This is a genomic window from uncultured Gemmiger sp. (genome assembly GCF_934561205.1).
Taxonomy (GTDB): Bacteria; Bacillota; Clostridia; order Oscillospirales; family Ruminococcaceae; genus Gemmiger.
Genome location: NZ_CAKTFU010000001.1, coordinates 207,406 through 223,325 on the forward strand (window position 1 = coordinate 207,406; position 15,920 = coordinate 223,325).

Annotated in this window: 11 protein-coding genes; 1 reads left to right on the top strand and 10 read right to left on the bottom strand. The window is 62.9% G+C overall.

Translation table 11 applies throughout. The features are described 5' to 3' along the window. Nucleotides 1-19: 19 nt before the first annotated feature. The 8 genes from Q0I19_RS01035 to Q0I19_RS01070 form a co-directional block, all read right to left on the bottom strand. Entirely contained in the window at nt 20-604 is a 585-nt protein-coding gene (locus tag Q0I19_RS01035) for a dipicolinate synthase subunit B (RefSeq protein ID WP_294759512.1), read from the bottom strand. Beyond that, nucleotides 591-1,388, bottom strand: coding sequence for a dipicolinic acid synthetase (locus Q0I19_RS01040; protein WP_294759513.1), 798 nt, complete (start codon nt 1,386-1,388; stop codon nt 591-593). The genes Q0I19_RS01035 and Q0I19_RS01040 overlap by 14 nt, the downstream gene beginning before the upstream one ends. A gap of 95 nt (nt 1,389-1,483) precedes the next feature. After that, nucleotides 1,484-3,403, bottom strand: a complete 1,920-nt coding sequence (locus Q0I19_RS01045; protein ID WP_294759515.1) for a peptidoglycan DD-metalloendopeptidase family protein — start codon at nt 3,401-3,403, stop codon at nt 1,484-1,486. A gap of 34 nt (nt 3,404-3,437) precedes the next feature. After that, nucleotides 3,438-4,661 carry a M23 family metallopeptidase gene (locus Q0I19_RS01050; protein ID WP_294759517.1) on the bottom strand — a complete coding sequence of 408 codons (1,224 nt, stop codon included), beginning with the start codon at nt 4,659-4,661 and terminating at the stop codon, nt 3,438-3,440. Nucleotides 4,662-4,727: 66 nt separating this feature from the next. Beyond that, complete coding sequence (locus tag Q0I19_RS01055) at nt 4,728-4,967, bottom strand: phosphatase (protein WP_294759519.1); 240 nt, start codon at nt 4,965-4,967, stop codon at nt 4,728-4,730. Between the two features lie 115 nt (nt 4,968-5,082). Then, entirely contained in the window at nt 5,083-6,114 is a 1,032-nt protein-coding gene (locus Q0I19_RS01060; RefSeq protein ID WP_294759521.1) for an A/G-specific adenine glycosylase, read from the bottom strand. Next, a complete protein-coding gene (asnS, locus tag Q0I19_RS01065; RefSeq protein ID WP_294759523.1) occupies nt 6,114-7,499 on the bottom strand; it encodes an asparagine--tRNA ligase in 1,386 nt (461 codons plus the stop codon). The genes Q0I19_RS01060 and asnS overlap by 1 nt, the downstream gene beginning before the upstream one ends. A gap of 97 nt (nt 7,500-7,596) precedes the next feature. Then, nucleotides 7,597-8,658, bottom strand: coding sequence for a stage II sporulation protein P (locus Q0I19_RS01070; protein ID WP_294759524.1), 1,062 nt, complete (start codon nt 8,656-8,658; stop codon nt 7,597-7,599). A gap of 136 nt (nt 8,659-8,794) precedes the next feature. Between Q0I19_RS01070 and rpsT the strand changes: the two genes are divergently transcribed. Continuing rightward, a complete protein-coding gene (gene rpsT, locus Q0I19_RS01075; protein WP_294759526.1) occupies nt 8,795-9,061 on the top strand; it encodes a 30S ribosomal protein S20 in 267 nt (88 codons plus the stop codon). 68 nt (nt 9,062-9,129) lie between these two features. Here rpsT and Q0I19_RS01080 read toward each other — a convergent pair whose 3' ends face one another. After that, entirely contained in the window at nt 9,130-12,591 is a 3,462-nt protein-coding gene (locus tag Q0I19_RS01080; protein ID WP_294759528.1) for a UvrD-helicase domain-containing protein, read from the bottom strand. Between the two features lie 11 nt (nt 12,592-12,602). Further along, on the bottom strand, nt 12,603-15,908 hold the full coding sequence (locus Q0I19_RS01085) for a PD-(D/E)XK nuclease family protein (protein WP_294759530.1): 3,306 nt from the start codon (nt 15,906-15,908) through the stop codon (nt 12,603-12,605). Between the last annotated feature and the right edge of the window lie 12 nt (nt 15,909-15,920).

Genomic DNA, 15,920 nt, shown 5'->3' on the forward strand with positions numbered 1-15,920 from the left:
GGGCGCGGGCTGCGGGCTATTACAAAAGCAGGGGCTGCAGCTGCACGCCGCGCCGCGCACACTCCACCGTGTCCGGCAAAAGGGTAAAATCACTTTTCAGGCTGGCCGGCTTGTGCAGGGCGTCGTCCTGCCCGAAGGGCACAAAATAGTAGTGGCGGCGCTGCAAAAGCTGCCCCAGTGCGGGGGCTGTGCCCGCCAGTGCATCGTTGCTGGACGGCGCGACCACCACCGGCTTGCCGCCCCGCAAAAGGCTTTTGGCTGCCAGTGTGACGGGCGTTGCACTGATGCCCGCCGCCAGCATCGCCATGGTGGTGCCGGTGGCAGGGGCGATGATCAGCATCTCTGCCAGATGTTTGGGGCCGAGCGGCTCGACCTGCTGCAGGGTTGTCAGCGGTTCATGCCCCGTAAGGCGGCAAAGCGTCTTGCGCAGGGCGGCGGCCGTGCCGAAGCGGGTATCCTGCACGGCCGCACTGTAACTTAAAACGGGTAAAATCGTCCAGCCGCGCTGCACCAGCACCGTGATCTGCGGCAGTACGGCATCAAAGCTGCAAAAGCTGCCGCACAGCGCAAAGGCCGCCACACGCGGGGTGTCAGGTCTTGTCATGAGGGTCGCTCCTTTCCTGCAAGAGAGCCAGTACCGTCTGGCCGATCAGCAAGCCGGCGGTTTTGGGGGCACATTTGCCGGGCAACGCAAGTGCATGTTCGGCCTGCAGACCCAGCTCCTGTGCGGCGGTAAAGTCGGTACCGCCGGGCAGGCTGGCAAGGTCCAGCACAAGCGCCCCCGGCGGCAGCAGCGCCAGACGGCTGCGGGGCAGGATCGGCGCGGGTATCGTATTGATAAGCGTTGTCTGCCTCGGCAAAATATGCTCCAGCCGGGCAAGCGGTACAGTTCCGCAGCCCGCACAGCGGGCATAGGCCAACTGCTCGGCACGGCGCGCCGCCACGGTCACCCGCCCGCCCAGAGCCAAAAGCCGCTGCGCCACGGCGGCTCCGATGCGTCCGTAGCCCAATACCAGAAACTCGCTCTCCCACACGGTGTACTGCCGCAGCCGCAAAAGCAGCTGCAGGCAGCCCTCGGCGGTGGGCACGGCGTTCAGACATTCCAGCTCCGGGCGCTCAAAATAATCGATCAGCGGCAGATACGCCTGCCGCACGGCAGCCCGCACAGGCGCACCAGGACGCCCTGCCAGCACGACGGTGCCCGGCCGTGCAGCCTGCAGGCAGCGGGCCAGTTCGTCACCGACACGGCTTTGGGACATAGGCAGCAGCAGGTATTCCGCCTGCCCTGCCCCGGAAGGATCAGTCACCCGATACCCGGCGCGGCGCAGCACTTGCCCGGCCGCGCACTGGCGGGCGTCCTGCCCGACGATGCAAATACATTTAGCCACAGCGGCCACCCCCTTGTGTTTGCGCCATACTATGCCAAGGTCGCGCCGGGCGTGAAAAAAGGAGGCACCCTTATAAAAGGTGCCTCCTGAAGGAGTTACTGCTGTTTTAAGGCGTCGCTGCGGTTCTGCCAGATCGGTTCGGGGTCGATGGCTACGCCCATCAGGCGCATCTCAGCCACCGTAATGCGGTAGGCCTTGGCCAGTTCCTGGCCCTGCTTGACCTCATCGCCGTGCTCGACCTGCAGTTCCTGCAGACCGTAGAAGATGCTCAGCAGCCCGCAGCCGTGGTCGATCACCAGCGTGTTGCCGTAGGGGTCGGGCAGCTCATCGGCCAGCATGACGCGGCCCGCCGCCGGGGCGGTAAGCATACCGCGCGCAGGCGTTTTTACAACAACATTCACGCTGGTGCGCCCACCGGTGCCGGGGTCGGTGTCGCGCTCGTCGCGGGGGCGGCCCACATACTCGGTCGTGCCGAAGGCCAGCTGTGTCGTATAGTCGGCAAGAGGCTCGGCAAAGCCGTCCTCCAGCCATTGGGGCAGTGCCGTTGCGCCGGGCAGGCAGGCCTTTACGGCGGCGGGCATGTCCTCGTCCCCGATATAGTAGGCGTTGCGCTGGCTGGCGCTGTAATAATCGACGTAGGCAAAGTCGCCGGCGGAGACAGTCAGCATCAGCGGCTTGGCAAAGCCGTCCGCCGTGACCACGACCTCATAATTGCCGGGTTCGGTGTCGCGGGCCAGGGGCAGGTAGCTGACCCAGCCGTTGGCCGTGGCCAAAAAGGCCGTGTGCGGCAGCGAGGTCTGCAGCTGCGGCTCTTTGCCGTCCAGCGTTTTGCCCACGCAGACAGCGGCCACACTGCCGGGCGTCGAGCGCGCCGGGCTGATGCGCAGCGAGGGACTGTGGCTGACGGTAAAGCTGAACAGCCGCGTTTCGGAGCCGATAACCTCGGTTTCGTCGGCGTATTCCTTTTCGCGGGTAATGACCAGTTTGGCAGTATAATTGCCGTTGGCCGTGAAGCGATAGGACGAAAAGCCTTCGGCTGTGCCTGAGTAGACCTCCTGCCCGTCGGCATCGGCGACCGTGAACGCAGTGGTGTAGTCGACAGGTGTGACGCGCAGGCGGGGGGTCAGCTCTGTGACGTCCTGCTCCAGCGCCGTGGGCTTGGAGCTGACGGTTTCTTTGTAGCTGCGGCGGAAAAGATGCCCCACAACGGGGATTTTCCAGTTATAAGCACTGACCGTGGGCGTTTGCCCCGCAAAGGTGACTTCGATCTGCGGGATCATGTCCGGCGTGGCCGAACGGTACAGCCATGCCACACCGCCGCCCGCGATGACCGCCACAAACAGCACGACCAGCAGCAGCCACTTGCTCAGACCCTTGGCGACGCTGTGCAGGATATCCAGTGCGGTCACCTCCGGCTCGTCGTCCGCATCGTACTCATCCTCGGGGGTGGGTTCCGATGTGGGTCGGGCGGCCTGTTCGTCGGCCTCGGCCTGTGCACGTTTTTCGGATTCCTCCATGATCTGCTCGATGGTAATTTGCAGTGTGCGGGTCATGTCGGCGGCGCGCTTTTCCTTGCGGGCGGCCTCCTCCGTGGCTTCCGTCGGCACGGCAGCAGCGGTTTCGGGCAGCATTGCGTCGGTTTTTTCGGGCGCTGCGTCAGGCTGCTTCGGTGCTTCTTCGGGTGCTTTGGCCGTCTCGGCGGTCGGCTTCGGCTTGGCGGCGGGCTTTTTCCTGGGCGTGGCAGCGGACTTTTTGGCCGCTGTGGTGCCGGTTTTCTTTGTCGCTTTATCGGCGGTTTTCTTTGCCGCTGTGCCGGTGGTGCTTTTCTTTCTTGTGGCGGAGGGTTTCTTCCGTGTTGTGTTGGCGGGCTTTTTCGGTGCGTCAGCGGCAGGGCTTGCCGCTGCGGCGGTATCTGCCGGTTGGCTTTGCGTTTCGGCAGGGGCGGACTTCTTATCTGCCGCGGTTTCCTGCTGTGAGCTGACCGACGGAGCCGTCAGTTTTTTCTCGTCTTCCATTTCCAAACCTTCCCCAAAATTCCCCGTTGGGAAATCATTCATACTCTCGGAATTGCAGACCGCCGCGGCCTGTCATGGCCGATTCGGGGTCCACGGTCTTGCTGCCGATGCGCAGCTCGTAATCTGTGCCGCTGTCGGCGGCGGCACCTAAAACGGTTCCTGTTTCCACATTTTGACCGACCTGTACGTCTATGGCTGCCAGTCCGTACAGATAGCTTTTTACGCCGCAGCCGTGGTCGATGACCACCGTGCCGCCGGTAAGCTGCAGGCTGCCCGCAAACAGCACCTTGCCGCTTTGCGGGGCGGTGACCTGCTCGCCGGGGGCGGGGGCATAGGCAAGGCCGGTGGCTTGTCCGACGCGGGCGCCGTTGACCATCTGTACATCGCCGTAATGCAGCTGCACCGCTGCGGCACTGGGTGCGCGGAAGGCGCCCTGCCACAATTTTTCGGCGCTGCCTGTGGTGAACAGCGGCCAGATATTGTTGCGGTATTCCTCGCCGCCCGTGCGGGTATCCTCGGCCACCGTGACGGTGTCGGTCTGGGCGGAGCTTACCGTCAGTTCCAGCTGCTGCGAAAAGTCGCCGCAGCTCAAATCCAACGTGTGTACGCCGCTTTCTGCGTTGTATGTTACGGGGATGTACCCCATGTAACCGGCCTGCGTCTTGCGGAACCATACAGTGCCGAGGTCGGTCTGCAAAGCAGGTTCGCCCTCTACCAGACCTGTCAGGGACAGGGCCACGACGCTGCCCTGCACCGCGCGGTCGGCGCTGAGCGCCACCTTGGGCTTTTGCTGCAGGGTAAAGTCCGCACAGTAGGCAGACCAGCCCTCCGGTTCAGAGGCTTCGTCCGCAACGTGCCAGACGGTCAGGGTCAGGCGGTAGGTGCCGTTGGCATCATAGGAATAGCTGTCAAACTCGGCGGCAGAGCCGCTCCACTGCACGCCGGAGGGGGCGGTCACGGTAATTTTTGCGCGGCTGACCCAGCCGGGCAATTCCAGCGCGGGAACGCCTTCACTGAAGGTTCCCAGATGCTGCACCGACAGGTTGGTCGGGCTTTGCACCTGTTTGGAAAGCCTGTCCCCCAAAACGGGGACCGTCCAGTCCCAGCCGTTGGAGGTAAGCTCTGCCCCGCCGAAAACAACCGGCTGCTGCGGCAGGTCGGCTGCACCGGCGCGGCTGTAAAAGTAGCCGACGGAACCGCCCAGGATCAACGCCAGCGTGGCGGCCACCATGACCAGCCATAAAAGGAATCTGCGCATGTTGGGATTCTCCTGTTAAAACATGCCGGGCGCAGACACGGCTGCGCCCGGCATGAATCGTTGGTATCAGAATTTGATGGCGTCCGGGTCGGTATCCTCAGCAGGTGCGGTGTCATCGTCCTGGATCTTCTCGTAGACGGTGTCCTCATCGTCGTCATAATCTTCCATATCATCACTGAACAGCAGGCGCTCGTACTCGTCCAGTTCCTTCTCACGGTGATACAGATACAACGCGGCGGCGGTCAAAGCACCGGCAGCGGCAAACATAAAGGCCAGCACGGCACCAAAGGTAGATTTCTTCATCATAGGGGGGTTCTCCCTTCGCAATAATATTACAAGGTAATTATACCCGACTTTGCCAAAATTTACAACACCGAAGATGTAAATTTTTGGTATCAATCTGCCGTTTTACAGCGCAAAATCAGGGCCACAGTGTGCGGTACGCCGCAAAGGCGTTGGGTATGGGGTAGACCTCGGCCAGTTGGTTCGGGGCGGCCCAGACATAGCCCGCAGGCAGGGGCGCAGCGGGGGCTGTCCCCTGCCAGCCGCCCAGCTGCCAGATGCGGTGGGTAAACACATGCTTGGCGGGGGGCAGGCTTTCGCCCAGCGTTGCGTGTACGCCCAGCTTTTCCAGCTCGGCCTGCAGCTGTTCGCGCGTTAAGGCGCTTTCCCATGCGGCGGGCTGCCACAGCCCGGCCAGCAGCCCCTTGGCGGGGCGGCGCTGCAAAAGCAGCCCCTGTTCGCTCGAAATCAGCGCTACCGTCACGGGGACGGTGCGTTTTTCCTTGGGGGCGGGTTTTACGGGCAGCTTGTCGGCGCGGCCCGCCGCGCAGCCTTGGCAAAGCGGCTGCAAGGGGCAGGTTTCGCAGTGCGGCGCACCGGGGATGCAGACCAGCGCGCCCAGCTCCATCAGGGCTTCGTTGTAGGCACCTGGGGTATCCTTGGGCATCTGGTCGATGACCCGCCCGGTGAACAGCCGCCTGGCGGCGGGGGTCATAATGTCGGCATCGTCGTTGTACAGCCGCGCAAAAACGCGCAGGACATTGCCGTCCACGGCGGGCACGGGCAGCCCAAAGGCGATGCTGGCAATGGCGCCGGCGGTGTAATCCCCGATACCCGGCAGGGCGCGCAGGGCGGCGTAGTCGGCAGGCAGTTCGCCGCCGTACTGCTCGCATACGATGCGCGCCGCCTTTTGCATGTTATTGACGCGGTTATAGTACCCCAGCCCTTGCCACAGCTTGCGCAGGGCGTCGGTGGGGCAGGCTGCCAGCGCCGCCGGGTCAGGCAAAGCGGCGATAAAGCGGTTGTAGTACGGCACGGCGGCGGTCATACGGGTCTGCTGCAGCATGATTTCACTGACCCAGATATGGTACGCAGAAGGCTCCTGCCGAAAGGGCAGGAGCCTTTTATTTGCGTAAAACCATTGCAGCAGCGGGGCGGCAATGGGCTGCATCAGAAGCCTCCGCAGGTGCGCGGGAACGGGATGACGTCACGGATGTTGGGGATGCCGGTAACGTACATCAGCAGGCGCTCAAAGCCCAGACCGTAACCGGCGTGCTTGACGCTGCCGTAACGGCGCAGGTCCAGATACCAGTCGTAGTCGGCGGTGTTCAGACCCAGCTCCTTCATGCGGGCTTCCAGCACGTCCAGACGCTCCTCACGCTGGGAGCCGCCGATCAGCTCACCGATGCCGGGAACCAGCATATCGGCGGCGGCAACGGTCTTGCCGTCGTCGTTCTGGCGCATGTAGAAGGCTTTGATCTCCTTCGGGTAGTCAGTGACAAAGACGGGCTTTTTGAAGATCTGCTCGGTCAGATAGCGCTCGTGCTCGGTCTGCAGATCGGTGCCCCACTCGACCTTGTACTGGAAGTTGTCGTTGTTTTTCTTCAGCAGTTCGATGGCGTCGGTGTAGGTGACGCGGGCAAAGTCGCTGTCGGCCACGAGGTTCAGGCGCTCGATCAGACCCTTGTCAAAGAACTGGTTGAAGAACGCCAGCTCATCGGGGCAGTGATCCAGCAGATAGCGGATGACATAGCGGGTCATAGCTTCGGCGGTTTCCAGATAGGTGTTCAGGTCGGCAAATGCCATTTCCGGCTCGATCATCCAGAACTCGGCGGCGTGGCGGGTGTCGTAGCTCTTTTCGGCGCGGAAGGTCGGGCCGAAGGTGTAGACGTTGCCCAGCGCCATAGCCATGGCCTCTGCCTCCAGCTGGCCGGAAACGGTCAGGTTGACGGCACGCTTGAAGAAGTCCTTGGAGTAATCGACGGCGCCGTCCTCGGTGCGGGGCAGGTCGTTGAGGTCCAGCGTGGTGACCTGGAACATCTCGCCCGCGCCCTCGCAGTCAGAGCCGGTGAAGATGGGGGTGTGCACATAGGTAAAGCCGTGCTCGTGGAAGAACTGGTGCAGGGCAAAGGCAGCCTGACCGCGCACACGGAACGCGGCGTTGAAGGTGTTGGTGCGGGGACGCAGGTGGGTCATGGTGCGCAGGTAGTCCATGCCCATCTTGTTTTTCTGCAGCGGATAGTCGCCGCCGCAGCTGCCCAGCACGGTGATTTCGTCGGCGTTAATTTCAAAGGGCTGCTTGGCGCCGGGGGTCACGACCAGTGTGCCGGTGACCTCAAAGCTGGTGTACAGACCCGCCTTGGCGATCTCAGTATAGTTGGACAGCTTGTCGGCCTGAAAAACGACCTGCACAGGCTTGTAGCAGCTGCCGTCAGACAGAGAGATAAAGCCGATATTTTTAGAATCGCGCACGGTTTTGGCCCAGCCGCAGACAGTCACCTTGGTGCCGTCGGCGGGGGTGGATTTGTACAGCGATGCAAGTTCGGTTCTTTGCATAGGTAGTCCACTCCTCATTTTTATACTTATGAATACATCCTATTATATATGGTTATTGCAAAAAAGTAAAGGGGCTGACGCGGGTTGGCGGTAGAAATCAGGAATCCGTCAGTGCGCTTACCAGTGCCATGGCGGCCAGCTCCCCTGCCCGCTTGGCCTCGGTCAGGGTATTTGCATGGCCGCCGACCTCCAGCAGCAAACACCCGACGGCAAGGTCCTGGTTATAAAAGCGGTAGCCGCACAGCACGGGGCGCGCAAGCCCCGGATACTGCGCCGCCATCTCCTGCTGCCATGCGGCGGCAAAGCGCAGGTTCAGTTTCCAGTTCGGCAGTTTGGCGGTGGTGCCGTTGTCGCACCCCGCAATCAGCATGACCTGGGCGGTGTCCTGCCCGTCGATCTGGCACAGCGGCTTGACGCGCGTGCCGTCGGAGTCCTCGATGGCGTCGCGATGCACATCCAGCACGATTTTGATGCTGGGGTATTTTTGCAGGTAGCTTTGCGCCGTGGCGCGGCTGCGGGCGTAACTTTCGGTGTAGCTGGGCGAATCGTGCAGGGTGGTGTCGTGCAATGTCGTGATGCCCGCAGCGTTCAGCACATCGGCCATCACCTGCCCCACCGCGCACATATTCAGCGCCGTATTGCGTGTGCGGGCGGTGAAATCCGGGTCAAAATACAGTTCGGGATGGGTCTGGTAGGTTTCGGTGGCGTGGGTGTGCAAAATCAGAACCTGCGGCTCGGCGCTGCCGACGTCCACCGTGAAAGGCAGGTTGGCGGTGGTCACGGCGGCCAGCAGGTCGGCGTCCGCGTGCTCGGTCATGTTGCGGATGGTGCCTGCCGCCAGCTTGACGGTGCCCGCATCGGGGGAAAGATACTCGCTGCGGATCGCCCCTGCGTTCGGCGGCGGTGTAGGTGTGGGGGTGGCAGCGGGCGTCGGGCCGGGCGTGGGCGCAGCAGGGGCAGGGGCGGCAGTCGGGACGGGGGTCGGTGCGGGGGTAGGCTGTGGGGCTTCGGCAGCGGTCGGCACGGCGGCTGCCGCAAGAACCTGCCGCGCGATTTTGCGCTGAGGCAGCTGCAAAAACGCCGCAAACCCCGCCGCCGTGCACAGCAAAAACAGGATCGTCTGCCCCACGGCGACCCATGCAAGGTGTTTTTTGGGCATGGCTGCACCCCCTTTGACCATAATTTTATGATTTTGCATCGAAAATTAGAATTATTTTTCAAAAAGGCCTTGCAAGTCGGCGCAAAACGTGGTAAGATAACTTGTACTGTTATGGGGAACCAAGGAGGTGGAACGAATGCCTAATATCAAATCTCAGAAGGACCGTGTTGTTCAGGCCAAGAAAGAGGCTATGCACAACAAGGCCATCAAGTCCAACCTGAAAACAGTGATTAAGAAGGCTGACGCTGCCATCGAAAGCAACGCTGCTGACAAAGAGACTGCCATCAAGGCTGCTGCCTCTGCACTGAACTCTGCCCAGAGCAAGGGTGTCATCCATAAGAACACCGCTGCCCGCAAGATCAGCCGCATGGCTAAGCGCGCCAACAAGGCCGCTGCTCAGTAAAATCACTTGAACAATGCCCGCCGTGAAAACGGCGGGCATTTTCATTTTTATTACGGCCATGCCGCGATTTACCGCAGCGGCACGTCGATTTCCTGCTGCATGGTAAAGCTGTAAACGGTCAGCTTGGTCACAGGGACGCTCAGGCGCTGGGCAAAGGCGCGGCGGTACAGGCGCAGCTGGCCGGCGTACTCCCGCAGGTAAAAGTCCGCATCGGTGCTGCGGTCGGTCTTGTAGTCCAGAATTTCGGCGTGGTCGTCAAACACCAGCACCAGGTCGGCAATGCCCTGCACCAGCACCTCGGCATCGGGCACATTGCTGCCGGGCACGATACGGTCGGCGGGCAGTGCGGTGATAAACGGTTCCTCGCGCAAAATCTGCCGGGCCTGTCGGATGCGCCGCCAGACGGCACTTTCAAAAAACGGCCGCACATCGTCCAGACGCAGCTTTTCGGACAAATTCTTGTCCAGAAGTTCGGCGTCGATCTGGCGCTGTACCTCGGCGGTAAGGTCGGGCGCGGGGCTGTCAAACGGCACACTTTGCATAAAGGCATGGATCGCCGTGCCGCGCTCGGCGCCCGTCAGGCCGGATTTTTGCATAAATGCCGGGCGTTCCAGCGCCACAGGCTTGGCAGCGTGGGTCACGGCGCTGACACTGACCTTGGCGGGTATCGTTTCCAGCGCGGCGCGGGGGCTGCGCCAGGCAAAGTTTTGCTGCAGACGCTGTGCAAATTCGGCATCAGGTGCGGCGAGGTCCGCCTGCACGGCTTCGACCTCGGCCTCCTGCCCCGTGTATACCCGCACAGCCAGCGGCACACGGGTGGGCAGACTGTGCGGCAGCATACCCGTAAGATCCCACAGGGCGTGGCTGTCGGGGTGCAGCAGCGCCGCCGTCATCAGCCAGGCGCCCCAGCTGCTCATGCTTTGCAGCATTTCGGGGGTTGCGGCCTCGGTCTGGGCGCAAAGTGCGGGCAGCTTGGTACCCGCCGCCGTGGCAATGGGCGCCGTGATGATCAATGCGTCCTGCGCGCGGGTCAGCGCCACATACAAAATGCGCATCTCCTCGCTGACGGTCTCTGCGCGGATGGTCTGGGTCAGTGCGGCGTAGGGCAATGTCTTGTAGCGCTTGGAGGTGCTGCCCGCCCGCATCATAACGCCGACGCCCAGTGTGCTGTGGCTGAGCACGGGGCGCACAGCGTCTGATTGGTTGAATTTGTGGGTGGTGTTTGCTACAAACACGACGGGGAATTCCAGCCCTTTGGAGCGATGCACCGTCATAATCGAGACACAGCCCGGGCGGGTCTGCCCGGCAGGGCTTAACACCAGCCCCTTGCCGCGTTTGGCGGATTCCATGGCGCGGCACAGTGCCGAAAGCCCGCTGCGCCCCGCCCCGGCAGCCCAGCCGGTAAAGGCCAGCAGATCCTCGCGGCAGCGCGGGCCTTCGGGCAGGGTGCCCACGGCAGCCAGATACCCCGTGCGCGCCAGCAGTTCCTCCAGCAGGCGGTCGATCGGCAGTGTGCGGGCCAGGCGGCGGTACTCCTGCAGGGCTTCGACAAAGGGGGCAAAGCGCTCTCCCCCGCTGTACAGGACGGCGGCATACAGGCTACCCTTGGGGCAGCGGGCGCGCAGGGCCACCAGGTCGTCGGGCGTATAGGGGAACATCGGGCTTAGCAAAACCGAGGCCAGTGGGATATCCTGCGCGGGGTTATCCAGCACCTGCAAAAGCGCCGCAAAGGGGCGGATGGCAGGTGTATCCAAAATATCGGACGATGTATCGGCAAACACGGGGATGCCGTGCTTTCGTAGGGCGGCCTCGTAGGCGGTAAAATCCTTGCGTCCGCGCAAGAGGATACAAAAATCCTCGTAGGTACAGGGGCGTGTGCCCTGCTTGCAGCGCACGGCAAAGCCCGCGTCCACCATCTCGGCAATGCGGCGGGCTATCTGCTCGGCGTCCTGCTCGACAGTGCCGACGGTCACATCCAGCTCGCAGAAACCGGGGTAGTCGGGGTTGGGCAGCCCCACCACAAGGCGCTGGCCGTCGCCGTACTCGACACCGCCGACCTGCTCGGAAAACAGCACCGAGAAGAAGTAGTTGATGCCGTCAATGACGCGGGGCGCAGAACGAAAGTTGCGGTCCAGGCTCAGCGTCGATGCCAGCGGCGCGGGCTGCGGGTACGGCAGCCAGACCTGCTGTTTTTCGATGAACACCTCGGGCGCGGCCTGCCGGAAGCGATAAATGCTCTGCTTGATGTCTCCCACAAAAAACAGGTTGTCCGCCTCGGTGTGGGCCAAGGCAAAGTAGATAGCGTCCTGCAGGGCATTGGTGTCCTGATATTCGTCCACCAAAATGGCGGCATAGCGCCCGCTGACAACACGGCACAGCGCGGTGCGGCGGTTTTCGCCGTCCACCAGCAGATCCAGCGTCAAGTGCTCGTAATCGGCGTAGTCCAGCTTTTTTTCGGCGCATTTGGCGGCAAAGCATTTTTCGGAAAACAAACGGGTCACCCGCACAAGGGCTGCCACCAGCGGCGCGGCTTTTTCGCGGTCCTGCTGCCATTGCAGCGCCGTGCACAGGATACAGTCGGTGCGCAGGGCGGCCAGCTGCTTTTTGGCGCGGTCGCGCAGTTCAGACACAGCCAGCGCCGTGGCGTTGGATTCCTTGCCGCCCTTGATGCGCCCTGCCTTGCGGTTGGCACCGGCGGTGTCGTCCAGCTCTGCAACGATGGCGTCCCAGTCGTCGGATTCCAGTTTTTTGCAGATGCGCCCCGCGCGGTCGGCATCGTCCTGCAAAACGCCGCTGTATGCGGTTTGGGCCGCATCGTCACGGGTGGCCAGGGTGGCGGCGGTCAAAAGCATCCGCCGGGCGTCTTTGGCGCGTTGGTACGCAATTTTTAACAGTTCGCGTCCCCAGGGGGTATCCTGCGGGGCGGCGTCGTTCTGCCAGCTTTCGGCGAAGTTCTGCAGCGCCCTGTCGGGGTGGGGCAGCGCGCGCACAAAGCGGTACAGCTCCAGCACGGTCTCGCCGGCGGTGGCATCGCTGCGGCCGCGGTCAAACAAATCGGCGTAGGCGCGGAAATCCGCATCCTGATAGGCGGTTTCCAGCACCTCGGCCAGCGTTTCCTGCTCTATGCGGGCCAGGTCAGCCTCCTCGGCGGTTTCAAAGTCCGGCGGTATGTCCAGCGCGGCAAAGTTTTGCTGCACAAAGTGCAGGCAGAAGGCGTCCACCGTGCCGATGGAGGCCCGCTGCAGCAGCATCTGCTGGCGGCGCAGGCGGGCGTTTTCGGGGTGGGCGCGCACCTCTTCCCCCAGGCGGGCGGCGATGTCGCCGCGCAGCTTGGCGGCGGCAGCGTTGGTAAAGGTCACGATCAGCAGCTGATCGGCTTCTATGGGGTGGTTTGGGTCGGTGATAAGCCCTACCACCCGTTCAACCAGAACGCGCGTCTTGCCGGAGCCCGCTGCGGCGGACACCAGCAGACTGCCGCCGCGGGCCTCAACGGCGGCCTGTTGGGCGGGGGTAAATTGGATATCGGGCATAGAAATACCTCTTATTCAAACAAATCTTGCGGGATTTTTGGCTCGCGCTCGTTTTGGCCGTCGGTGTGGCCGCAGACAGCGCGGAAATCACAGTACTGGCAGGGCGATTTTGCGCCGCCCAGCGGCAGGGCGTCCACCTTGCCGCCGTACAGATCGTCCGCCATGGCGGTCAGCAGCGTGTCGAGATGCGCGCGGATCTTGTCCAGCTTGTCGCGGTCGGCCAGCGAATTTTTGGCGTTCAGGGGCTTACCGGTCTTGGCGCTGAAGTTGATGGGCGCAAACTCGCCGGTGGCGCGGGTGTCCATGGCGCGGTAGACGCTCTCGTTATCCAGCAAAAGCCCGTTCATCGGGTAGGTGGGCAGCAGGCTGCCGTCCTGCTCGTCCGCCTCGGTGCGGGTAATGCTTTCCTGTGCGGGGTCGGCCAGCAGGTATTCGATGCCCGCCGCCTGTGCGTTCGGGAACAAATTGCCTGCGTTGCGTTCCAGCGTAAAAAGATAGATCAGCATCTGGCAGTCCAGGCCGCAGTAGACCTCTTTTAAGGCAAAATTCTTGCCGCCGGTCTTGTAGTCCACCACGCGCAGGTAGGTCGTTTCCCCCAGCTGCATGGCGTCCACGCGGTCCACAGTGCCTACCACGCGCACAGTATGCCCACCCATGGCTTCCAGCTCCACAGGCGGCACGGTGGGGGTGCCGTCATCGCGGTCGTTGATGCGCAGCTCAAACGCCACAGGCTTAAAGCCGGACTGGCGGAAATCCCGCTGCAAAAAGCCCAGCAGCCCCACCAGATTGCGCCGGATGCGCTGCACCAGATACTGCATACGCACCGTCATACCCGGTAGGTTGGCGTCGATATATTCCTGCACCAGTGCGTCCACCAGGGTTTCCAATTCCTCGGCAGAAAGTTCGGTAAAGCCCTCGCCTTGGCGGCGCAGGGCGTTTTCCAGCACCCAGTGGGTCAGCGTACCGCTGATGTTGGGGGCAAGTTCTGCTTTTTTGCGCGGTGCAGCGCCCAACACATACTGCATAAAATAGCTGAAGGGGCAAAGCTGGTACCGCTCAAATTTGGTGGGGCTGACCCGCAGGCTTTTGCCCAGCACGGTTTCCAGCGCGGCGGTGTCCACCACCGTAAAGCCGCCGGCCCCGATGGCGCGGTGCACGGCGTCAAAGCCGTGGGTAGCGGCGGGGGTCTCTTTCAGCACCTGCAGGATAGCGGCGCACACACCTCCCTGCTCAGGCTGTTGGCACAGGCTGCTGTACAGATCCAGCGCGGCGGTGGGTGCCGCTGCCATGTCCGCAGCCGAGGGCGTGTAGGGCGGCACCTGCAAAAGCGTAAGTACAGGCAAAAGTGCGGCGCTGGCGGGGGCGGTGTCTTGCCCGTGGGCGGCGGCGGGCCAGCTCAGCCACAGGTAGCGGCGCGCCACGGTCAGCGCTTTGTAAAAGCAGATGCCCTCACGAAGCAGTTTGTTTTCAAAGCAGTCGGGCAGGTCGGCGCCCTCGCGCATCATGATATCGCGATCGGCGTGGTTCAAAAGGCCGCGGTCGCCGGGCGTCTGAGGGAACTCTCCTTCGGTAAGGCCCACAACAAACACGGCGTCGGTTTCCGGCAGGCGCATACGCCCCGCAGAGGTCACAATGACGCTGTCCAGGCTTTGCGGGATATGACCCATGTCGGTGGTGCGCAGCAGCAGGGTGAACAGCTCGGCGTAATCGGCGGGGGCAAAGACCTCGTCCCCCAGAAGCAGCGCCAGCTGGTTGAGCAGCCGCATCACAACGTTCCATTCACGCAGGGCCTCGTCGGCTTCCGGCAGGCGTCCGGCGGCGCGCAGGTCTGCTGCCAGCTCGTTCAGAGAGTCCTCGGCCCCCAGTGCCTGCAGAAATATAAAAATCTGTTTGGTCAGCTCGGCGGCGGAGGCTCCTTTTGCCTTGGCGGCAAATTCCTGTGCCGTGGGGACAATGGCGGCGCGGGCGGTTTCGGCGTCGGCCAAAACCTGCTGCTCCTGCTCGGTCTCCATGCCGTCATAGCCCGCGGCGCTGCGGGTGAAGGGGCGGCGCCAGTCCTCGGCGGAAAGTCCCCAGGTATAGGTGTAGTTTTCCAGCGCGCAGAGCACCCGCTCCGGCAGGTGCACCAGCCCTGTTTTTATCAGGCGCTGTACCGTGCGGCTGCCAAGGCCCATGCGCAAAATGTCCAGCGCGGCAAACACGGCCTGTGCGGGGGCGGTGTTTTCGGGGGTGGTGGCGTCGTCACAGAAGAGCGGGATATTTTGCAGCCGAAATTCGTACCGCAGCGCCGCCAGATACCGTGTGGTGTCGCGGCAGATAACGGCCATGCGGTGGTAGGGTGTGCCCTGCCGTGCGCGGGCGGCAATCTCGGCCGCCACGGCCTTGGCCTCGGCCTGGCGGGTGGGCGCGGCGCAGTAGGTGATCTGCGCGGGGGCATCGGCGGGCAGGGGTTCGGGGGTGTAGGTGGGATCGGCCAGCAGCAGGTTCAGTTCGGCCAGGGCGGGGGCATCGGCATGGCGCAGATCGTCGCGCAGGATCTCGGTGTGTACGTCCACCCCTGCGTCAGCGGCCATGCGGCGCAGGGTGGCCGCCACCTTTTTGGCACCGCTGAATAGCCCCAGACCGTGGTCGGGGTCGGTTTCCCCGTCGCAGCAAAGGCAGACGGTCACATCCGCCGTCGGCAGCATGGCCGCCAGCAGGGCGCGTTTGGGGGCGTTGAAGGTATCAAACTCATCGACAAACACGGCGCGCCCGGCAAAAAAGTCCGGCTGCAAACGCTCCGCCGCCAGCTGCTGGCGGTCGGTGGGATCCATGACGCTCTGCCCCAAAAGCGATTCATACGCACCATAAATAAGCGCCAGTTCGTCGATTTTCTCTTGGTCCATGCCCGGCACGGCGGCGTAGGCAGCCAGTGCATCGGGGGTGATGCCGGCGCTTTTCATCTCACCGATGGTCTGCGCCGCCTTCTCGCAGAAGGCGGCGGATTTGCGCTGGCGGCTGTAATACACCACCTTGTCCAGCAGGCTGTCCACGGCGCGGCGCACCAGCAGGGCACGCCCGGCTTCGTCCAGTGTCTGCACGGCGGCACCGCCGTAGCGGCGCAAAATCGTTTCCGCCAGCGAGGTAAAGGAGTAGCTTTCCACATAGGCGGACAGGCTGTCCCCCAGTGTACGGTACAAAAGCCCCTCGGTGGAGGAGGTGAACTGTTCCGGCACGATCAGCAGGCTGTGTTCGCCGCGCTCGGCGCGGGCGCGCAGCTCTGCCAGCATACGGTAGGATTTACCGCTGCCGGAGGTGCCAAGCAATAAGGTGAGCATAGTGTGTACCTG

Bases quoted from the DNA above. Each gene is read 5' to 3' on its own strand.
- Q0I19_RS01035 (WP_294759512.1), bottom strand. From the start codon at position 604: ATGACAAGACCTGACACCCCGCGTGTGGCGGCCTTTGCGCTGTGCGGC.
- Q0I19_RS01045 (WP_294759515.1), bottom strand. From the start codon at position 3,403: ATGGAAGACGAGAAAAAACTGACGGCTCCGTCGGTCAGCTCACAGCAG.
- Q0I19_RS01050 (WP_294759517.1), bottom strand. From the start codon at position 4,661: ATGCGCAGATTCCTTTTATGGCTGGTCATGGTGGCCGCCACGCTGGCG.
- Q0I19_RS01055 (WP_294759519.1), bottom strand. From the start codon at position 4,967: ATGATGAAGAAATCTACCTTTGGTGCCGTGCTGGCCTTTATGTTTGCC.
- Q0I19_RS01060 (WP_294759521.1), bottom strand. From the start codon at position 6,114: ATGCAGCCCATTGCCGCCCCGCTGCTGCAATGGTTTTACGCAAATAAA.
- asnS (WP_294759523.1), bottom strand. From the start codon at position 7,499: ATGCAAAGAACCGAACTTGCATCGCTGTACAAATCCACCCCCGCCGAC.
- Q0I19_RS01070 (WP_294759524.1), bottom strand. From the start codon at position 8,658: ATGCCCAAAAAACACCTTGCATGGGTCGCCGTGGGGCAGACGATCCTG.
- rpsT (WP_294759526.1), top strand. From the start codon at position 8,795: ATGCCTAATATCAAATCTCAGAAGGACCGTGTTGTTCAGGCCAAGAAA.
- Q0I19_RS01080 (WP_294759528.1), bottom strand. From the start codon at position 12,591: ATGCCCGATATCCAATTTACCCCCGCCCAACAGGCCGCCGTTGAGGCC.
- Q0I19_RS01085 (WP_294759530.1), bottom strand. From the start codon at position 15,908: ATGCTCACCTTATTGCTTGGCACCTCCGGCAGCGGTAAATCCTACCGT.